The organism is Chitinophaga sp. RAB17 (assembly GCF_052114225.1).
Taxonomy (GTDB): Bacteria; Bacteroidota; Bacteroidia; order Chitinophagales; family Chitinophagaceae; genus Chitinophaga.
This window is the reverse complement of the sequence record NZ_JBFREI010000020.1, coordinates 1-20,613: the sequence shown is the minus strand read 5'-3', so window position 1 is coordinate 20,613 and position 20,613 is coordinate 1. Positions and strand designations below refer to the sequence as shown.

15 protein-coding genes and 1 tRNA gene are annotated in these 20,613 nt (G+C 44.1%); 8 read left to right on the top strand and 8 right to left on the bottom strand.

The features are described from left to right. Nucleotides 1–207 precede the first annotated feature (207 nt). The 4 genes from AB4Z08_RS34185 to rimP form a co-directional block, all read right to left on the bottom strand. Entirely contained in the window at nt 208–1,590 is a 1,383-nt protein-coding gene (locus AB4Z08_RS34185; RefSeq protein ID WP_441578278.1) for a peptidylprolyl isomerase, read from the bottom strand. 232 nt (nt 1,591–1,822) lie between these two features. Then, entirely contained in the window at nt 1,823–5,671 is a 3,849-nt protein-coding gene (infB, locus tag AB4Z08_RS34180) for a translation initiation factor IF-2 (RefSeq protein WP_441578277.1), read from the bottom strand. Next, complete coding sequence (gene nusA / locus AB4Z08_RS34175) at nt 5,658–6,905, bottom strand: transcription termination factor NusA (protein ID WP_133807155.1); 1,248 nt, start codon at nt 6,903–6,905, stop codon at nt 5,658–5,660. The genes infB and nusA overlap by 14 nt, the downstream gene beginning before the upstream one ends. 16 nt (nt 6,906–6,921) lie before the next feature. Beyond that, complete coding sequence (rimP, locus tag AB4Z08_RS34170; RefSeq protein ID WP_441578276.1) at nt 6,922–7,386, bottom strand: ribosome maturation factor RimP; 465 nt, start codon at nt 7,384–7,386, stop codon at nt 6,922–6,924. A gap of 166 nt (nt 7,387–7,552) precedes the next feature. On the opposite strand from rimP, the gene AB4Z08_RS34165 reads away from it, so the two are divergent. The 3 genes from AB4Z08_RS34165 (at nt 7,553) to AB4Z08_RS34155 (ending at nt 8,541) form a co-directional block, all read left to right on the top strand. Then, nucleotides 7,553–7,849: a DUF2752 domain-containing protein gene (locus AB4Z08_RS34165; protein ID WP_441578275.1), complete on the top strand. Its 297-nt coding sequence runs from the start codon at nt 7,553–7,555 to the stop codon at nt 7,847–7,849. A gap of 10 nt (nt 7,850–7,859) precedes the next feature. Next, the gene (locus AB4Z08_RS34160) at nt 7,860–8,210 is read left to right on the top strand and encodes a TM2 domain-containing protein (protein ID WP_441578274.1); all 351 of its coding nucleotides are present in this window, start codon (nt 7,860–7,862) and stop codon (nt 8,208–8,210) included. Nucleotides 8,211–8,292: 82 nt separating this feature from the next. Next, nucleotides 8,293–8,541, top strand: coding sequence for a hypothetical protein (locus AB4Z08_RS34155; RefSeq protein ID WP_441578273.1), 249 nt, complete (start codon nt 8,293–8,295; stop codon nt 8,539–8,541). A 35-nt stretch (nt 8,542–8,576) separates the two neighbouring features. On the opposite strand, the gene AB4Z08_RS34150 is transcribed toward AB4Z08_RS34155, so the two are convergent. Next, nucleotides 8,577–9,206, bottom strand: coding sequence for an HAD family hydrolase (locus tag AB4Z08_RS34150; RefSeq protein ID WP_441578272.1), 630 nt, complete (start codon nt 9,204–9,206; stop codon nt 8,577–8,579). 134 nt (nt 9,207–9,340) lie between these two features. On the opposite strand from AB4Z08_RS34150, the gene AB4Z08_RS34145 reads away from it, so the two are divergent. Beyond that, nucleotides 9,341–9,414, top strand: a tRNA-Ile gene (locus tag AB4Z08_RS34145). A gap of 255 nt (nt 9,415–9,669) precedes the next feature. Here AB4Z08_RS34145 and AB4Z08_RS34140 read toward each other — a convergent pair. Next, entirely contained in the window at nt 9,670–9,945 is a 276-nt protein-coding gene (locus tag AB4Z08_RS34140; RefSeq protein WP_441578271.1) for a hypothetical protein, read from the bottom strand. Between the two features lie 494 nt (nt 9,946–10,439). Between AB4Z08_RS34140 and AB4Z08_RS34135 the strand changes: the two genes are divergently transcribed. Continuing rightward, nucleotides 10,440–10,697 (top strand): helix-turn-helix domain-containing protein, encoded by a 258-nt coding sequence (locus tag AB4Z08_RS34135; RefSeq protein ID WP_441578270.1) that lies wholly within the window; start codon nt 10,440–10,442, stop codon nt 10,695–10,697. A gap of 520 nt (nt 10,698–11,217) precedes the next feature. Here the strand turns inward: AB4Z08_RS34135 and AB4Z08_RS34130 are convergent. Next, entirely contained in the window at nt 11,218–11,961 is a 744-nt protein-coding gene (locus AB4Z08_RS34130; RefSeq protein ID WP_441578269.1) for a hypothetical protein, read from the bottom strand. 393 nt (nt 11,962–12,354) lie between these two features. Further along, nucleotides 12,355–12,546, bottom strand: coding sequence for a hypothetical protein (locus AB4Z08_RS34125; RefSeq protein WP_441578268.1), 192 nt, complete (start codon nt 12,544–12,546; stop codon nt 12,355–12,357). Nucleotides 12,547–12,954: 408 nt separating this feature from the next. On the opposite strand from AB4Z08_RS34125, the gene AB4Z08_RS34120 reads away from it, so the two are divergent. From AB4Z08_RS34120 to AB4Z08_RS34110, 3 genes are all read left to right on the top strand, one after another. Continuing rightward, a complete protein-coding gene (locus AB4Z08_RS34120; protein ID WP_441578267.1) occupies nt 12,955–14,763 on the top strand; it encodes a 7TM diverse intracellular signaling domain-containing protein in 1,809 nt (602 codons plus the stop codon). Between the two features lie 288 nt (nt 14,764–15,051). Beyond that, entirely contained in the window at nt 15,052–15,966 is a 915-nt protein-coding gene (locus AB4Z08_RS34115) for a PorP/SprF family type IX secretion system membrane protein (RefSeq protein WP_441578266.1), read from the top strand. Between the two features lie 79 nt (nt 15,967–16,045). Next, nucleotides 16,046–20,613: beta strand repeat-containing protein (locus tag AB4Z08_RS34110; RefSeq protein WP_441578265.1), on the top strand; the 4,568-nt coding region annotated here is incomplete at its 3' end.

The following is a 20,613-nucleotide window of genomic DNA, read 5'->3' as shown; positions in this document are numbered from 1 at the left end:
GTATCAGGCTTTGCTGATAAGCTATTAGCTATTAGCAGTTAGCTTTTAGTGTTTTGGGAAGTGAAGTGTATCAGTAAGAGTGGGAATGGCGGGGTGGCGTAAGGGATATCACTTTTAATTATTTGTCCTAAAGAAAGCGGAGATAAAAGCTTTTCGCTCTTATCTCCGCTTTACTAACTGCTGATAGCTAAAAGCTAACCGCTGATGTTATTGTTTGGCCAGGGCTGCCATCCACTGGCTGATGTGATTACAGTTTTTGTATTCCTCATCTACGTGTACATAGAAGGTTGGTATCTTTTCGATAAGCCATTTGTTGATAGCTTCCGCACGTTTGATATCCAGGGTACGTTGCTGTACGCGGGAGTAGTCATCCGTAAGATTTTCTCTATGTGGTTGTGAGCGTGTTTTCAGGTAAACGATACGTACCGCCTGGCGGCCGCTTTCGTCTGTGAACTGTACTGGTGCAGAAATTTTACCTGGTTTCAGGGTGTCGAGCATCAGTACGATATCTCTTTCGCCCGGATCGTCCAGCTGATCAATGGTGATCAGGGTGCTACCATCGCCTGTTTTAGACTGGAGCATACCACCATCAAATTTGGCACTTGGCGCATCGCTGTATTTAGCAACGGCTTCGGCAAAGTTAATTCTGCCTGCCAGGATGCTGGTGCGTATAGAATCCAGTTTGGCGATATTGGCTGCCAGGTCGGATTTGGTAACTGCTGCTCTCAGGATGATGTGCTGTACGGTGATGTTATCGCCGGAACGTTTCAGCATCTGGATCAGGTGGTATCCGAACTGGGATTTAACCGGAGAAGATAGTTCGCCTTCTTTCAAACGGAAGGAAGCGGCCATGAACTCAGGATCCCAGTTTTTATCCCCACGGTTGAGTACCATGATACCCTTGTTATCCTTTACGCTTGGATCTTCTGAGTACAGGATAGCCAGGGAGGTGAAGTCTGATTCCTTGTTTATTACACGTTTTTTGAAATCGAGGAGGCGTTCAATGGCGTATTGGTCCATTTCGCGGGTGGCCTTCGGTGTTAATACGATGGTACCTATTTCCAGTTCTGATTCGTAAAATTTGAGACTATCCTTGGGGATGGCATCGTAGAAGCGTTTTACTTCTGACGGTGTTACTTTTACCGGTTCAATGATTTTGTTACGCATTGCCTGTGCCAGCAACCCTTCTTTGATGGGTGAACGGAAGCGTTCGCGGAGCTGGTAGATGGAGTAGCCGGTAATTTCCTTCATCTTTTCTTTGGAGCCGTACATCTGTTCGAAGTAGCGGATACGGTTTTCCATTTGAGCTTCCACATCACCATCGCTTACGGGCAAGCTGTCTCTTTCTGCTTGAAGTACCATTACCTTCTGGGAAATCAGCATTTCCAGGGTTTTGCAGGCAGCATCGGGCATCAGATTTCCATCTGGTGAGTTGTGCATCTGATCGGCCAGCGCCCCATCCATATCGGATTTGAGGATAATCTTATCCCCTACTACGCCGATAATCTTGTCTGCAATCAGTTTCTGCTGAGCCGAAGAGGCTTGCCATAACAGCAAAGCGCCTGCGGATAATGCTAAAAGTTTCTTCATACAAAAGCGGTAAAAATCAAAAATAACCATTTAAAGGTCAGTAGCATAGGGAAAGTCGATGGATTTAACAAAAGTTTAGATAAGCAGGGAGAATTCAGCTGTTAGCCTTTAGCTATTAGCTTTTAGGAAAAATACAACGGAGAAAAAAACGGCTACAGGTTTTACGCTGATAATCGCTCTTTTCTCCGTTGTATTTTTCCTAAAAGCTAATAGCTAAAGGCTAATAGCTGTTTTATAATGTTCTCTTTACTTCTACTTCTTCAAATCCTTCGATGTTATCGTTAGGTCTGAGGTCGCTGAATCCACGAATACTCAAACCACACTCCATGTTGGCGGCCACTTCCTTCACGTCATCTTTATAACGTTTCAGGGAGCCGAGTTCGCCGGTGTGAACCACGATACCGTCGCGCACCACATTGATACGGGTGTTTCTTGTCAGCTTGCCATCTGTAACGAAGCAACCTGCCACGGTAACTTTTTCGAATTTGTAAGTTTCGCGCACCTGAACGTTGCACACCACTTTCTTTTCGATTTTTGGTTCCAACATACCTTCCATGGCGCTCTTGATTTCATCGATCGCGTCATAGATGATGGAGTAGTTACGGATTTCGATATTTTCTTTTTCCGCCAGCTTAGCAGCCTGGGAAGAAGGACGTACCTGGAATCCGAGGATGATGGCGTCAGAAGCGGTAGCCAGCAATACGTCGGATTCTGTGATCTGACCTACTGCCTTGTGTACGATGCTGATAACGATTTCTTCGGTAGACAGTTTCTGCAGGGAATCGCTCAATGCTTCTACGGAACCATCAAAGTCGGCTTTGATGATCAGGTTCAGCTGTTTGAAGTTACCCAGTGCCAGACGGCGACCGATTTCATCCAGTGTGATGTGTTTCTTGGTACGGATACCTTGTTCACGAACGATTTGAGCTCTGCGGTTAGCCACTTCTTTTGCTTCAGACTCGTCTGCGAACATTTTGAATTTCTCACCGGCCTGTGGTGCACCGTTTAAGCCGAGCACCTGTACTGGCATAGATGGACCTGCTTCTTCCATTTTCTGACCACGTTCGTTGAACATGGCTTTGATTTTACCGAAGAAGGAGCCGGATACAATGGTATCGCCCTGACGGAGGGTACCGTTTTGTACCAGCAGGGAGGCTACGTAACCGCGGCCTTTGTCCAGTGTTGCTTCCACGATACTACCGGATGCTTCGCGGTCTGGATTTGCTTTCAATTCCAGCAGTTCCGCTTCCAGCAATATTTTTTCGAGGAGGATATCTATATTCAATCCGTTTTTAGCGGATATTTCCTGACTTTGGTATTTACCGCCCCAGTCTTCTACCAGGAGGTTCATGCCGGCCAGTTGTTCTTTAATTTTTTCAGGGTTGGAGCCTTCTTTATCCACTTTGTTGATAGCGAATACCATTGGCAGACCAGCAGCCTGGGAGTGGGATATTGCTTCCCTTGTTTGTGGCATGATGGCATCATCGGCAGCTACCACGATAACAGCGATATCTGCTGCTTTGGCACCACGGGCACGCATCGCTGTAAACGCTTCGTGACCAGGTGTATCGAGGAAGGTGATTTTTTTACCACTTGCGGTAGTTACCTGGTAAGCACCGATGTGCTGGGTGATACCACCGGCTTCACCGGCTACCACGTTTGCACTACGGATATAATCGAGCAGGGAGGTTTTACCGTGATCTACGTGACCCATGATGGTCACAATCGGAGCACGTGGTTCCAGGTCTGCAGGATCATCTACTTCGTCTTCATCATCGGATTCTTCTGCATCTTCCAGACCGATGAATTCCACTTCGTAACCAAATTCGCCGGCCACCAGTTCTATTACTTCCGCATCGAGGCGTTGGTTGATAGATACCATGATACCGAGGCCCATACATTTAGAGATAACTTCTGCGAAGCTTACATCCATCAGGTTAGCCAGTTCGGATACAGAAACGAATTCTGTTACCTGGAGTTTGTTGTCTCCATCTCCTTCCTTCGCTTTCTGGTGGGCTCTTTCTTCACGTTTTTCTCTACGGTGTTTAGCTTTCACGTTTTTACCGCGACCGCCACCGAGTTTGGCCATTGTTTCCTTGATCTTATTCTGGATCTCGTTCTTATCGATTTCTTTTTCTTCGGTAGTGCGTTTGTCTTCGCCACGGTTACCCTGACCTGGTCTGTTGTAACCGCCGCCGCCCTGGCCTGGCCTGTTATAGCCACCGCCTTGACCGCCTGGTCTGTTACCTCCACCGGTTCCGCCGCCTGGACGATTGTATCCGCCACCTTGTCCGGCAGGTCTGTTACCAGCACCACTTGCACCGCCTTGTCCGGCTGGCCTGTTATAGCCACCGCCCTGACCCTGACCTGCAGGTCTGTTGTAACCACCGCCACCGGTTCCGGTGTTGGCGCCGCCTGGACGGTTATTATTGTTGCGATTATCGCCTTGTGGACGATTTCCGCCACCACCCTGGTGTCCCTGACCCTGATGACCGCCACCGCGGTTATCATTATGGTGAGGGCGATTTCCGCCGCCACCTTGTCCGCCGTGTTGATGTGGGCGATGTTCGCCCGGAGTGCCACCTTCTTTGCGGTCGCCTTCCTTGAAATCTTTAGGCTGAACAGGTTCGGGTTTCTTTTCCACGATGATACGCTTGCGTTTGCGTTTTTCGTCCCTGCTAAAGTTGTTCTTATTATTATCGCGTCTGTCAGATTGAACTGGCAGCTCAATTTTGCCGATTACTTTAGGGCCGGTTAATTTTTCGGCCTGAATATTTTCAATGACAGCAGCACCAGCTGGTTCGTCCTGTGCCTGAGGGGCAGCGGGAGGAGGTGTTGGTGGTGTGTTATCGACAGCAGCAGTGGGTTTGCGATGTTCTGTCTTTACGACTTGTTTAACAGGAATGTGCGCCGGTTCTTTGACTGCAGCCGGTTTTGCCTCTTGTAATACTTCTTCCACTTTTTTAACTACAGGTTTATCTTCAACCGGTGCGGCTTTTTCCGTTTTTTCTGTCGTATCGGTCTTTTCTGTTTTCGCTACTTTCTCTGCCGGAGGGGTAGTTTCGGCTTTAGGGGCCTGTTCTACTTTTACGGCTTTATCAGCTTTCTCAACTGGTTTTTCAGTTGGAGCTGTAGTTGCTTCCTGTACAGGAGGGGCAGGAACTGGCTTAGGTTCCGGTTGTTTTTCAGCAACAGGAGGAGCTGGTATAACTGGTGCCGGGGTAGGTTTTTCTTCCTTTACCGGAGGTTTTACTGCTTCTGGTTGCGGAGCCGGCGTTTCTTCCTGTTCTGCTTTTTTAGCAACTGGTTTTTTATTGCGGTTTAATGCGTCCAGATCGATGGTAGTAATGACTTTAGGGCCGTTAATTTTCGGCGCTTCTGTTTTTACTGTTTCTGGTTCAGCCGGAGGAGGCGTTGCCGGTGCTTTAGGAACTTCCGCAACAGGGGGAGCTGTAACAACGGGTGGTTCAGGCTTCGGTTCTGCTTTTTCCTTTGCGGGAGGTGGTGTTGTTGCCGGGGCAACAGTTGCCTGTGGTTGTGGTTCCGGTTTAGGGGTTTCCTTTACTGGTTCCGGTTGAGGCTCACGTTTTTCTTCCTTAGGCGCTTCTGCTACTGGAGCGGGAGTTGCCTCATTTTCTTTATTGGTATTCTTTTTAGCCGCCGCTTCCGCTTCCTCCTTCTCTTTCTTCTTCATCGTTTCTAACACGCTTCCTTTGGGCAGGGCTATCTGGTCGCTTTTGCGCTTGTTAGCCTTGTCCTGCTGGAACTCCGACTGCAGTGCTGTGTACATAACAGCCGTAAGGCGGGCATTGGGAGAACCAAAGCCACCCATGTCAAAGCCTTTATTGCCAAGGAAATCGATGAGGGTTTCCTTACCAATATTAAACTCCTTGGCTGCAGCCAGCAAGCGTGGTGTGTTGTTTGTTGTTTCAGGCATATCGTATTTCGGGCCTCCCCTGTTTCCCGTTTCTTCAAAACGGGATGTTTTTTTACGTTTAAACAATAACTCGAAAAAATCAATTCCCTTTCTAATAAGGCCTTTACCTGGGAAGGGTTGTGGCTCGGCTTTATTCTTTGTCAAACTCTTCCTGTAATATTCTTCTTACATCCTGCACTGTCTCTTCTTCCAGATCTGAACGGCGAACCAGTTCTTCAACAGTCAGTTCTAATACGCTGCGGGCAGTGTCACAACCTATTCGCTTCAGTTCATCTATTATCCATTCTTCGATTTCATCCGAGAATTCTTCCAGATCGATATCAAATTCAGACTGTTCTTGTGCTTCATCACGGAATACATCAATCTCAAAACCAGTCAGTTCGCAAGCCAGCTTAATGTTTACGCCTTTTTTACCGATGGCCAGTGATACCTGGTCAGGGTTGAGGTAAACGGAAGCATATTTGTTTTCGTTATCCACTTCCATGCGGCTGATTCTGGCGGGTGTTAAGGAACGCTGAATCAACAGTTGAATGTTGGTGGTAAAGTTAATGATATCTATATTTTCATTTCTCAGTTCGCGCACGATACCATGTATGCGGCTACCTTTCATACCTACGCAGGCACCTACCGGATCGATACGATCGTCGTAGGATTCTACTGCCACTTTGGCTCTTTCACCTGGTTCACGAACTATTTTCTTGATCACAATCAGGCCGTCAAAGATCTCAGGCACCTCAATTTCCAGCAATTTAGCAAGGAAGGATGGATGTGTACGGGAGAGAATGATGAGTGGTGCGTTGTTTTTCATTTCCACTTTCTTCACCACCGCTCTTACGTTCTCCCCTTTTTTGAAATAATCTGTGGGGATTTGCTCAGATTTAGGCAAAATTAACTCATTCCCTTCATCATCAAGCAATAAAACTTCTTTTTTCCAAACCTGGTATACTTCACCATTTACAATTTCACCTGCTTTGTCGGCGTATTTCTTAACCAGAATATTCTTTTTCAGGTCGCCGATACGGGCAGATAAAGTTTGTTTAGCCGCCAGGATAGCCCTGCGACCGAAATCCATGATCTCTACCTCTTCATATAAATCTTCACCTACCTGATAATCCGGTTCTACCTTGATAGCTTGGGAATATGCGATCTGTGCGTTTTCATCTTCTACTTCTCCATCGGTTACGATGGTACGACGGCGTAATATTTCAAGGTCACCTTTTTCGGTATTTACAATCACGTCAAAATTCTCATCTGAGCCATACTTTTTCCGCAGCAGTGTTTTGAACACATCCTCCAGGACCTTCATCAATGTAGGACGGTCGATATTTTCCGCCTCCTTGAACTCGGTAAATGACTCAATCAAGTTAATACTAGCCATGTTTAGTTGTTATATTTTAAAACACGATGCACACCTTTGTGTGCTTTATTTCATTAAGTTTTAAATCGGTTGATTTCTTCTCTTTCTTCTTGCCAATCAACTCTTCAATGTTAATCTCTTCTTCCGTTGCTGATTGCAGGGTACCTTCCTTTACTGAGCCATCCAGCAGGGTTACTTCCACTTTGCGTCCAATATTTTTAAGGTATTGTCTGTGCAGTTTGAGCGGTTCATCCAGTCCGGGAGACGAGACTTCAAGGGAGAAATCATTGTTAGGGAACAGTTCAGCTGCTTCCAGCAAAGGATATAACTGACGGTTAAACGACACCAGTGTAGCCACCGGCACCCCTTTATCTCCGTCCAGAAAGAGCTTGATATTGTTAGTGGGCTTAATTCTGATGTCTACCAAAAAATTGTCGGGATCGTTAGCCAGCAGTCCTTCTGCCATTTCCCGGATAGTTTTTATCACGTGTTCGTTTGCCATACAAAAAGCGCGAAGGGGACAATATCTCGTCCCCTTCGTTTGAATCATTTTTCCTCATACAAAATTAGGATTTTATTTTGATTGAAAAACTATTTCTTTAACTTGTATATAAATATTTAGATGAGAGGCTCTGCCATCATTCATATGTATTTTTAAAATATTTGATGTGAGCACTGCTTTCTGGCGAAAAATAAATATAGAACTAATTGCCTGGCCCCTGGGGCTGGTCCTGCTATACTTAATGACGCCAGATGAAAATGCCGGTAGCTTATGTTTACTAAAAAACCTGGGCATCCCCTTTTGTCCCGGCTGCGGCTTAGGCCACGGTATTCATTATTTTTTACACGGTCAATGGTCTGCTGCGATCCACCATCACTGGCTGTCGCCCCTGGTAGTAGTGGTATTGCTATACCGCACCGTACAACTGGCCCGTCTCCAATACGCTGACCTTAAACAACAATAAACCCAATACTATGACCGCTTTTTCATTTGTAACGCTTCCAGGAATAGAAACCGAGGAATTGATATGGTTACAGGAACTCACCAAAGGTTATTCTGAAGAAAATAAACAACGTTTTCTGACTGTATACCAAAGCAGACGTAAGGATCCGCAAACTATTCTTATCTGCAGCCTGATTGGATTGCTCGGTCCCGCAGGAGTTCAACGCTTTCTGTTGAACCAGATTGCTATGGGAGTTATATACTTTATCACACTGGGGTTTTGCTTTGTCGGCACCATCATTGACGCCGTCAACTACCGCAAAATGACCTGGCAATTTAACAAGAAAGAGGCATTAACCTGCGTTGCGCTGCTTGGATTTTAAACCTGGCGGAAAGTTAAAAAAACCTTAAAATGAGGTGATTTTCAAGGCGCCGGATACTATATTCCGCTAACTTCGCACCATTATGTTGAAATTTCTCTTTTCCATATTTATTGCCTGGCTGCTGTACAAGTTGGTATTTGACCTGCTCATACCGGGCTATAAAATGACCAAGCAAGTACGTAGGCAGATGAGCGATATGCAAGATCATATGCGCCAGCAATATGAAAGCCAACAAGGTGCGCAGCCGGGAAATCCCAAGCAGCCCTCCTCTCCTCCTGAACCCAAGAAAGTGGATAAAGGAGATTATCTTGATTTCGAAGAAATTAAATAACAAAAAAGGCTGGTTTACTAAACCAGCCTTTTTTGTTATACCGCGCTCGCAGGGCGGAAAATATCCAGTATCGTTTTAGGAGATTCGAGGTGGATGGTTTGTAATCCTACGGCCTTCGCCCCTTCTATATTAGGTAAAAGGTCATCTATAAACACCGTTTCCGCAGCTTTCAGCCCATTTTCATCCAATACCATCTGGTAAGATGCTTTATCCGGCTTACGCTGTCCCATCAGATGAGAATAGTACGCCCGGTCGAAGAAACTGCTCAGAGAAGGGATTCCCCGCGTTTCCTGCAGCATCCTGTTGAACTCCTCCAGGTGAATAGCATTGGTATTACTAAGTAAATAAAGGTTATAATGCTGCCGCAACTGCTGTAATAACTGCAGGCGCTGTAGCGGAAAGTCGAGTAACATGGCATTCCATGCAGCCTTTAACTGCTCATCTGTTACGGTTTCCGGTACATGCTGATGCATTTCTGCGAGGAATTCCTCGGTTGACACATGCCCTGTTTCCAACCTGTTAAACAAACTGGAGCCATGAAACTGCGAGTACAGCTCCTTAAAGTTTTTTACCCCCAATTGGGTAAAAGCGTCGCTGGTAAGCTGGTAGTTAATATTAAGAATTACGCCACCCAGATCGAAAATGATATTTTTGATGCCTTGCATATGGTGAAAGATTGAAGGCAAATTTATTAAAGTATAGGCGTACGCGTTGGTATCAAAAAAATATTTTAGGTTAATTCAATAAAATAATTAATTTTGCCGTCCCTTGAAAAGGGGAATTTTTGTTCTTCGGAACGGGTCCTATAGCTCAGTTGGTTAGAGCACCTGACTCATAATCAGGGGGTCCCTGGATCATGCCCAGGTGGGACCACACTACATAAAAGGCTTTCAGCGGTGAGACGCGGGAAGCCTTTTATCATTTGTATACAATTTGCATACAAAGGGCTTTATACCTTGATATATCAAACAACAAGTCTTGTACTTGGCTCTCCTTTACTATTGGATAAAATGAACTCCCGGCCAAAGAATAGCCAGGGGGATTGGTTCCATTGTTTTATAACAGTGTTTAATAACTCATATTCGAAGTGCATGAATTTGCAATAGAATATTTCTTGAAGTATAGAAGTTAAATATTTTCGTCTTTTTCCTTGGTTTGATTATTTAACAGATGAACAGCACTAATTAACCGTTCGACATCGGTATACATTGTAAAGATCATCATGGTGTTTGCGGCTTCATCTGATAATGATGCAGCATACCACTCCTTCAATGACGATCTGATTTCAGACAAGGAATATTGCCAGCAAAAGTCCCGTATAACACCGAGGGGATTTGAAAGCTCGTTTATGGTCAAATTAAAAGGCTGATTATACCACTCTGGGTAAATAGGTTCATTATTCATAGAACTCGTTTTACTTTTTGTGTTTTTATTCAACAGATATGAAATTGCCTCCTGTAATGACAAAATCATTCCTATGCGGCCAGCTGGTCGTTTAATACCTGATTATAATTTTATAAGAGAGGGGTCTTGGTGTGAGGAAAATAAAAAAGACGCAGGACCCAACTTAACGTCCTGGAGGTACTGGTATACCCGGCGACGATTAAGTGAGCCCATGCGTCATAGCATGGGCTACCCACTTTCCTCCTCGTCGCCATTGAAATTACCAGTTTACCAGGACGAGATCTAAAGCAAGAAGCTTGAAATATCTTTAGATCGCTAAAATAGTACTTTGATTTTTTTTAACCTGATAGCTTGAGCATATTGTTAGTGTTTAAAGCAAATTAAAAAAAAAGAATGAATTTAGCTACTTATTTGTAGTTATTTATTAGTGGTTTCTTATTGGTAGTAATATATTGATGGTTACTAATGTATAAACTATTCATTTATTTTAGTGTATGGATAGTAAAAAGAAAAACACTGAAAAAGTGCAGCTTGATCCAGATGACCAGCTCGCGAAATTGGGCGCGAGGATTAAAGATTTGCGAATTAAGGCGGGGTATACCAGCTATGAGTATTTTGCTTATGAGCATAATATTCCACGGGCGCAGTTTGGGAGGTATGAGCAAGGGAAGGATTTGAGGTTTAGTAGTTTGGTGAAGGTGGTTAGTGCGTTTGGAATGACGATGGAGGAGTTTTTTGGAGAAGGATATTAAACTTTGTTTTCAATAACGGAAGATAGATTTTTACAATCAGATCAGCCCTAATTGAGCTTGGGCGATCAAGTTGAAAACTTGGGAGATAGTGTAAATTTTAAGCAAACAGTTTAGTTAATCTACAAAGGAAGAAGCCTACCAGCTGCCCCAAAACCTGCATCACGGATATTTTAGAAGGAATTTTATTTTCGTTATCTCTGAACACTCTTTTAAGATAAGTACATTAAGAACCCCATCATTATAATCAACATTACCTTTTCATTACGTAGACTCCGTCTATGCTATGCTTAGTACCCGCTATGTACCTATAGAAACACCGCAGCAGAGGTGGACTTGATGCGGGGATGACGTCAGGGTGTATAACCGGGATGAAATTGAATCAGAAGACGGCTGGAGGTCAGAACTGGCCATAGAAGGGCTGCTTCAGTACCAGGCTGTAGTTGCGGAAAGAGATATACTATTTAAAGAAAGCAGGTATAAAGGGTTTATTCATCAAAATATCTCCGGGGGCAAGATGGCTTTATTCCAGTTGAATGACAGCTGGATATGTGTATGTATAGGTAAGGTTGGGAAGCAATATCTTCCGCTTGGGGTAAGTACGTTTATGGGTGTATTTGAGTAACTGTGGCGCTGCCACTGCAATAATATCGGCCGCCGTATATTGTCTGCTGTTGGATGGGCCATCTTTGTACATTGCTCTTACCTGGAAAACTACTACCAGTGAACCCTGTCCGGGTACATCCAAAGAAACATTTGTTTCCTGGAAAGTGCCATCCGGATCTATCATCAGCGTAACCGTTTCGCTACCCGCCACCTGGCGTGATCTAAAATCAATGCGTGTTGCGATCACTTTTACTTCCAGGGCAGCGATACCTTTATACCCGGCTATGGTTTGTGCAGGAATATTTAATACCCCGTTACTCAGAAGCCGGGGAGCCACCGCAAAGAAACGATCTACGCCGGTATGCTGATTGAAGCGGAAGCCTGTCAGGGCGGCATGATGATCGCCGGCAGCAATGAGTAGCTTGTTGAGCCGATTGATGTGGCCACCGTCACAATGGATATCCAGGTGGGGGTAGAAAGCATGCCGGATAAAAGCGCCTTTCCTGCTGGCGATGCCAAAGCGACGGGATGCGCGGCGGGTAGCAGCCGTTTGCTGCACGCTTTCCGGCATGGAGCGCAGGAAGTATTTGCCATTGCGCTTATACCCAATGAGATGGCCGAGTTTTCCCGTAAAGGAAATGACAGACATTTGTTTTGCCATGGGAGATTATTTTGATTACTATAAATATAACATAATTCGGGGAACGTGTTTTCGGGACAAATTGAAGATTATCTATAGCTAGTGTATTGAGTATTGTATAATATTCAAGGATAGTTCAATGGGGATTTGAGAATGGCAAATGCGAGTGTATGGGCATTTAGAGAATATTGAAAAAAGATATTCCGCGAGTTTTATTAGCATTCAGAACGGGGAGGCATTAATGGCAGATGCCACCTTATCTAATAATACAGATTGCGCTATTATTAGTATTTAGCAGGCCTCGTTCGACAAAGGCGATGTTGTTATCCGTATACTGGCAGATGGACGTTAAATGAGCTATGTAAACGGTGATTACCGAGAACAAAGTAAATAAGTAAAAGACTGACGGGCCCCTTATTTATCACGTGCATTCTTAATCAAAACACCTATTCTTTCCATAGACTCCCTCACCAGAACTTTACTCTGAGTAGTCTCAATAATAACCGCATCTTCAGTATCAACACTGTTACGATATAAAACGATATGATTGATATTTAATTCAACAACATCGCCACTTTCATACTTTGTTACCTGGATAAAATACATACTGAATAATTTTATGGATGAATTATAAATATAAACCTATTTCTATTTCCTGCTTTTATCCTGGATAATAACACTCCAAACCTACGACCTTCCCAGGTGACACAAAAAGTAATCGAAAACGGTAAAACCTGTTAAAGACTTTCAGTGTTTATACCTGAAAGCCTTTTCTTTTTTTGAATCAAAAGGGAATAAGTAATGTATTAAAATCTAAGTTATAAGAATAGAATCAATTACATAATAACATTTATAACATATTGAAAATTATCAATTACATAAATGAAATTATTTTCCGAACCCGCGTTTAATAATTCCCTCCTCTCCTTTCTTTTTCTTTAAATTATTTACCTATGATAAAGTTAAACCTACTAACTTTAACGTCAGTACGAAATACTCGTAACATAGGTCCGGATGCCAACCCGAAAAATAAAATATTTATTCCTTATACTGCTTTGTGTTGTTACCAGGTTAAACGCACAAACCACGCATGTTTTAACAAACGATGCTTTTTTACAGATTAAAACGTATGATGTACTGCGGGATAGTCAGTATAGCTTTGATCGGATCCTGACAGATACCACGCTGGCTTTTTCACAGCATACCTTATTAAATACCGCTGCTACTGATTACTACTGGGTGAAAGTGGTGGTGGAAAACCCTTACCCCAATAAGGAGAGCTATCGGCTTTCGTTATCGCTACGGTTAAATTATACCCTGTATTTTTTTGATAGTAATAAGGGCAAATGGGTCAGTTACCGCGCTGGTTTAGCAGTACCAGCCCAACAAAGGGAAAGAGAAGTGGTGCCGCTTTTTCTACAGGGAGACACCAAAAATACGCTGTATATAAAAATCGATATCCGCGACGTACAATCTTATGGATATAGTATCCAACCATTTATTATACTGGAAAAAGAGATCTCCTTCGATGGGCGGGAAAGCTTTTTATGGTATTCCTGGCTGGTGGGCGTGTTTATATTACTCAGCTTCTGCGGCTATAGCTTATATACCTATTTGCAGTTAAAGGATAATATTTATGGCTGTTACCTGGCAGTACAGATTGGCGGAATTATTTTTGTTACCTCGTTCAAGCATTTCTTTAACCTGTTTTTTCCGGTTGCCATATACAATGTAAGACTGAACCCTGACGGAACCGTATATGCCTATGATCTTAATGCTTTCTTTTTACATGTGGCATCTGCGATTATTGTTTCGGGAGCTGTTCAGCTGACCCGGATATACCTGCGTACGGAAAAACTGTTGCCTCGCTGTGATAAGGTGCTTAAATATCTTACGTATGGTTATGTCTTGTTTGCATTGGTGTCTGCCGTTATTACTATTACGGGATTATATTACTCAGATAGTTTCACATTGTTGTACGATAATATTCTCATCGTATCTATTATGTTAACCGTTATCCTTACCTGTTTAATTGCCTATAAATACAAAGTAAGAGCCGCCAAGCATTTTTTACTGGCGAATATGTTGCCGTTACTTTTTATCGTCATTTTTGCTACATATTTCATTATTCATTCATCGCCACCTTATGTAGAAAATCACTTACTGTTGCCTGAAATGGCTATATTTTCCCAGATATTCACATTTGCGGTAGCACTACTGGCCCGTATCCGGGTGGTGAATGAGGAGTTGAAACTAAAAGAACTGGAGCTGGAGAAGCTGGAAACAGATATTGCACAGGCCATGTACAAATGTGAGGTGATTGAAAAGGAAAATGAACAGATTGTGCTGACTATCCAGGAAGAAAAGGACAAGAATGATTTGCTACAACAAAAACTGGAAGCCAACCAACGAGAACTTGTTGGTAACAGTTTGTACATACATCAAAAAAATAAATTGCTGGCAGATCTGAAAGATCAGCTACAGGATATTGACAATCTTTATCCACATGTTAAACATCCCGGCTTAAAAAATATTAAGTCTTCCCTGAAGGATGGACAGCACCTGGACGCAGAATGGGATAAATTCAAATTGCATTTTGAACAGGTACATCCCGATTTTTTTGAAAACCTGCAAGCCAGTCACCCTACTCTGACCAAAAATGAACTAAGATTGTACGCTTATTTCCATATTCATTTGTCTACCAAAGAAATTGCGGCGTTACTTAATATAGAACCCGCCAGTGTAAGACAGGCGAAAGCAAGGTTAAATAAAAAGATGAATAACCCTACAGGTTCCATTCCATCCTCTCCGGAACAGAACTAATCTCTGTTTATATAACTATTAGATAATCAATTAATTATAGAACTTTCCGTTTGTGTGTACAACGAAAGTTTTTCTATGTGTATACACTTTGTCGACACCTGTTATTGGTTTATTTATCGTGGATGATATCTCTTTACAGAAAATTCCAGATGGTTGGAAGTGCACTTATTTGCCTGTTTCATTTATTCAGGACGAATGAGTGCAACGCATCTATTTACCTGCTGTAATAGCGCAGGTAATTATTTATGTAGCGATCATCCTGGGTTAAAATTGAACCAATAAGAGATTATGCGTAATAAATCCTATATCTGTTTATTCCTGTTATCCGGTCTTTTCCTGCTCTCCCTACGTGGTATGGCTCAATCGTTCAGCAAAGCAGCTGCGTTACTGGAGCCTTCCGGGACCCAATTCTTTCAAAATCAGTACCTGGCCAATCCTGCCATGGCAGGCATAGATACGGGGTTGCACATCAATGCTTCCTACCGTAATCAATGGGGGGATATCGCGGGCGCACCCGTCACCAAATTTTTGTCGGCCGATGGGAACATCGGTAACAGAGTGGGTGCGGGATTTCGGGTGTTTAATGATGCTGCCGGCTTACTTAACCGCACACGAATAGCGCTTTCCTATGCTTATCACCTGCCACTAAGTGATAAGGGACAGCAGTTAAGTTTCGGACTTTCGCTTGCACTTAACATGCAACGGTTAAATACTAAAGACCTGAGTGGAGACCCTAACGATCCTTCTATCGGGGCATTCAACCGCCGGGATGATTATTTTGAAGGCGAATTCGGAATGGCCTATACAGATGGGCATTGGAACCTGCAAGCCGCCGTCCCTAATATAAGAGGCCTGGTTACGGGAGACAATAATGAAGTAGATGGTGGTAATACCTTTTATTCCGCAACCTCCTATCGGTTTACATCCGATGCGGTGATCAGCAGTGTGGAACCAAAGATTTGTTATCGTGGCGTAAGAGGCTATGATAACATCTTTGATATAGGCGTCAACGTGGCCGTACTAAATGAGGTTGCCAACGTACTGGCCATATATCATACCTCTAAAAGCGTAACTGCCGGAATTGGGGTAGATATCATGAAAACTTTAGCCCTCCGGGTTTTGTACACTGCTCAGACCGGGGGAATCAAAACCTATGTTAATAATACTTATGAAATAGGGGCTACTATCCACCTGTTCAGATAATCTTAGTCAATCCATCATTATTATTCTCCGGATTTCCGAAGAATAGTATCCTTCCTCTATGCCTTTTTAATGAGTTTATATGAATCATTCTCTACTCAATAATATTAAGTTACTGCTCCTTGTATTTATTATGCTCTTCGGCAGCTACCTGGTAAAGGCCGCAGATGTAGCTCATCGTGTGCCTCCTACAGCGACGCTGTCAATGCCTCTGAAATCCAATTCCACCACGGCTATTATTACGGTTACATTCAGTGAGCCGGCCGTAGGGTTTTCGGTAAGTGATTTCAGTTTAAGCGGAATGCCGGGTGCTTATGTGAATAACATGATGGCAACGCCAGATCCCAATATATATACAGCCACTGTACATTTTCCTGCTGCTGTAACCGGCGTACTTTCTGTTAGCTTGCCTGCGGGGGTGTTAACTAACACCCTTGGAGAGAATAATGTAGCTTCCGGCGTTGTGAGTATTTCGGTGGATAATGTAGCACCGGTAATTACCATGGTAAGTGTGCCTGCAGCGGGAGCATATGTAACAGGAGATCCCTTTTATTTTATTGTTGATTTTTCTGAAGCGGTTGCTGTCAATCCTGTTGGTGAAACACCTTATTTACCTGTAACGATAGGCTCCAGACAAGTGATGATCCCCTTATATGGTATTAATAGTCCTACGAGTATGATGTTCAAGTATATCATACAACCGGGGGATCAGGACCTGGATGGAATAGAGATAGGACCAGCATTGACGATTTCATCGGGGGCGATACAGGATGCCTCAGGGAATAACGCCGTAATGACACTGAATAATGTAACGGATGCCAGTGGTGTGTTAATTAATTCAAAGATTCCGACAGTGGATATAAGCGGCCCGGGACCATCGATCGTAAATGGTCCTTTTCAAATTCTCGTAGTATTCAGCGATTTCGTATCCGGCCTTACCGCATCAGACTTTACATTAGTAAATGCTACCGCCAGTGAGCCAACAACTACCGATAACGTTAATTTTTTTGTAGACATCACCCCTGTTACCGATGGCCCGGTGAGCGTATCACTTCCTGCAAATTCAGCGGTGAATACAGGTCCGAATGGCAACCTCGCTTCTAATCAACTGGACTTGACGGCTGACCTGACGATACCCACGATTACAAAGCTGGATATCCCCGCTGCAGGAAAATATGGTACTACCAGCACGTTGGATTTTACCGTCCATTTCAGTGAAGATGTAATTGTGCAGACAACCAATGGAAATCCTTCTTTGGAGTTAACCATCGGAGGGAAAACAGTAGTGACAGACTTTACTGCCTGGGTAGGTAATGATGCGTTGACCTTTAGCTATAAGATACAGGATGGGGATATAGATATGGACGGCATTGCACTGGGAGCCACCCTGTTGCTGAACGGCGCCCGTATCCGGGATGCCGCCAGGAATAAGGCGAATCTCACATTGCCTGCCGGTATTGATCCAAGCGGAATTACTGTGAATACGGTACGCCCAACAGCGGTATTATCCACCACGGCACCTGCCCTGGTAAATAATCCGTTTACCATAACACTCGTTTTCAGTGAAGCCGTAACAGGGTTAACAGCATCAAGTTTCCAGACAACCAATCTCTATTTTGATGGGATAACCACAACAGATAATATCCACTATACTTTAGACGTAGCAGCAAATTATAATGGCCCGGTAAAGATATTGTTGCCGGCTGATGGAGCTGTGAATGGCTATTCAAGCGGAAATAGCGCCTCTAATGAGATCACCCTGATGGCTGATTATACGGACCCCAAAATCACAAAGCTGACCTTACCGGTCAACGGTACCTACAATGTTACCGGTGTGCTGAACTTTACAGTGGAGTATAATGAAGTGGTGTATGTTACAACAACCGGAGGCACACCTAATATACCTATCACCATAGGAACAAAGGCGGTAAAGGCTTTCTATGCCTCTGGATCCGGTACCAATACATTGGTTTACAGTTATGCCATAAAAGATGGTGACAAAGATCTGGATGGCATATTGTTGGGGCGTGATATTGGATGGGGCGGTGGACGTGTTAAGGATCTGGCGGGAAATGATGCACTCACCAGACTGCCAGCAAATAATACTGTTGGCATTACGGTGAATACTACACGTCCATCAGTTGTGTTGTCAACTACTGCACCAGCTGTGTTGAAAGATCCATTCCAGGTAACGGTTGTTTTTAGTGAAGCAGTGACGGGACTAACCGCATTTGATTTCATTATGACAAATGCGAACGTAACTACTCCGCAAACGAACGATAATATCACTTATACAATATGGGTAACACCTACCGGTGGCGGCCCTGTTAGCGTATCGCTTCCTGCAGATGTTGTAGAAAATGCATTGCAAAATGGTAATACTGCATCTAACGAGATTGCTGTTACTGCTGATTTAACACCGCCGGTAGTTACGCAGGTAAGCGTGCCGGCAGATGGTTATTACCATGCTTCCGGTACATTAAGCTTTACAGTAGCATATAATGAGAATGTAATTGTTAATACAACAGGTGGTACACCCTCTCTGGCGGTGATTATCGGCGGAACAACAGTGCAGGCGCAATACACCAGCGGCTCCGGCACTTCTCAACTGATCTTTGATTATGTGGTGCAGAATGGCGATGGAGATATGGACGGTATTGCTGTTGGTGCAAATCTTCTGTTGAATGGCGCGGTGATCAGCGATGCAGCTGGCAATAATGCTGCGCTTACACTGCAAAATGTCGCCCCTACCAGCGGAGTATTGGTCAACACAACACATCCCACTGTAACATTATCAACCACCGCTCCGGCGATACTGAACAGTACATTTACCATAACCGCTGTTTTCAGCGAACCGGTAACGGGACTCACGGCAGCGGGTTTCAATTTGGTGAATGCGACGGCAGATGCGCCACAAACAACAGACAATATTACCTATACGATAGATATTTCGCCGATGACAAACGGGCCTGTAAGTATATCAGTTGCTGCAGATGCAGCGGTGAATGCGGGGCAAAACGGTAACACGGCATCGAATCAAATTACTGTGACTGCCGACTTTAAGCAGCCTAAAGTGACGCAGGTAGATATCCCTGCCAATGGATATTATAATGCCACGAAGACGTTGAGTTTCGTTGTTCACTTTGATGAAAACGTGATCGTGAATACCACCAATGGTATTCCGCTGATGGCTATTAATATGGACGCAGCAACCGTTCCGGTTGAATATGTAAGCGGTTCCGGTACCAATGCGCTGACATTCAGCTATGTGATACAGGATGGAGATATGGATGTAGATGGTATTTCAATTGGCCCAGCCATTTCATTAGGTGCGGGCGCCACCATCCGGGATATTGCGGGTAATGATGTGAACCCGATTTTCCCCGGCAATGTGGATGCAAGTGGCATATTTATAAATACCGTGCATCCGGATGTTGTGTTATCTACCACCGCAGGCCCAGGTGTTAGTGGGCCATTCCCTGTTACGGCGACTTTCACGGAAGTAGTGACTGGTCTTGTTGCGGCAGATTTCACCGTTACCAATGGCACGGTCAGCAATTTTCAGACGACAAATAATATCACGTATACTTTCTCCGTAACTCCCACTACAGACGGTGCTGTCAGTGTTCTGTTGCCGGCAGATGCAGCCATTAACATTGGTGATAACGGCAATACCGCCAGTAACACGCTCAGCGTAATTGCGGATAAAACCGCACCGGTAATTACGCTGGTAAGTGTACCCGCCAATGGCTACTATAAGGCCGGGAACACATTAACCTTTGCATTGCAATACAGTGAGAATGTGGTGGTAAATACTACCCTTGGCCAGCCAGCCATAGGGATAAATATTGGTGGCATAACGGTTCCGGCAGTTTATACCAATGGTTCTGGTACGCAGGTGTTATCCTTTAGCTATACGGTGCAGAATGGAGATATGGATATGGATGGCATCGTTCTAAATAATGGCATGGTCATGAATGGAGGTACTATTAGAGATGCTGTTGGCAATAATGCGCTGACTGCTTTGAATAATATTGCCAACACCACCAGGATATTTGTGAATACGGCGCATCCAACAGTAACGCTGTCTACCGCTGCCGCTGCCGTTGTGAACGCACCGTTTACGGTAACTGCTGTCTTCAGCGAAGCGGTAACTGGTCTTACCGTAGCAGACTTTGCATTAGCCAATGCGAGTGCTGCTACGCTGCAAACTACCGACAACATTACCTATACCATTGATATAACGCCAACAGCCAATGGGGCTGTTGGTATTTCATTGCCTGCAGATGTAGCCGTGAATATTGGCAACAACGGGAACACTGCCAGTAACACCATTAGTATTACTGCAGATATCACGGCACCAGTAGTTACACAGGTAATTGTGCCTGCGAATGGTTATTATAAAGCTGGCAGTGTGTTGACCTTTATAGTGACGTACAGTGAAAATGTGCTCATCAATACTACAGGCGGTGTGCCATCCATCAGTGTAAATATAGGCGGAACAAATGTTTCAGCGGTTTATACTGGAGGCGCCGGTACACAGGATTTATCCTTCAGGTACACTGTTCAGAACGGAGATCTGGATATGGATGGCATCACAATTGGTGCTAACCTGCTGCTGAATGGTGCTACCATTAGAGACGCAGCGAA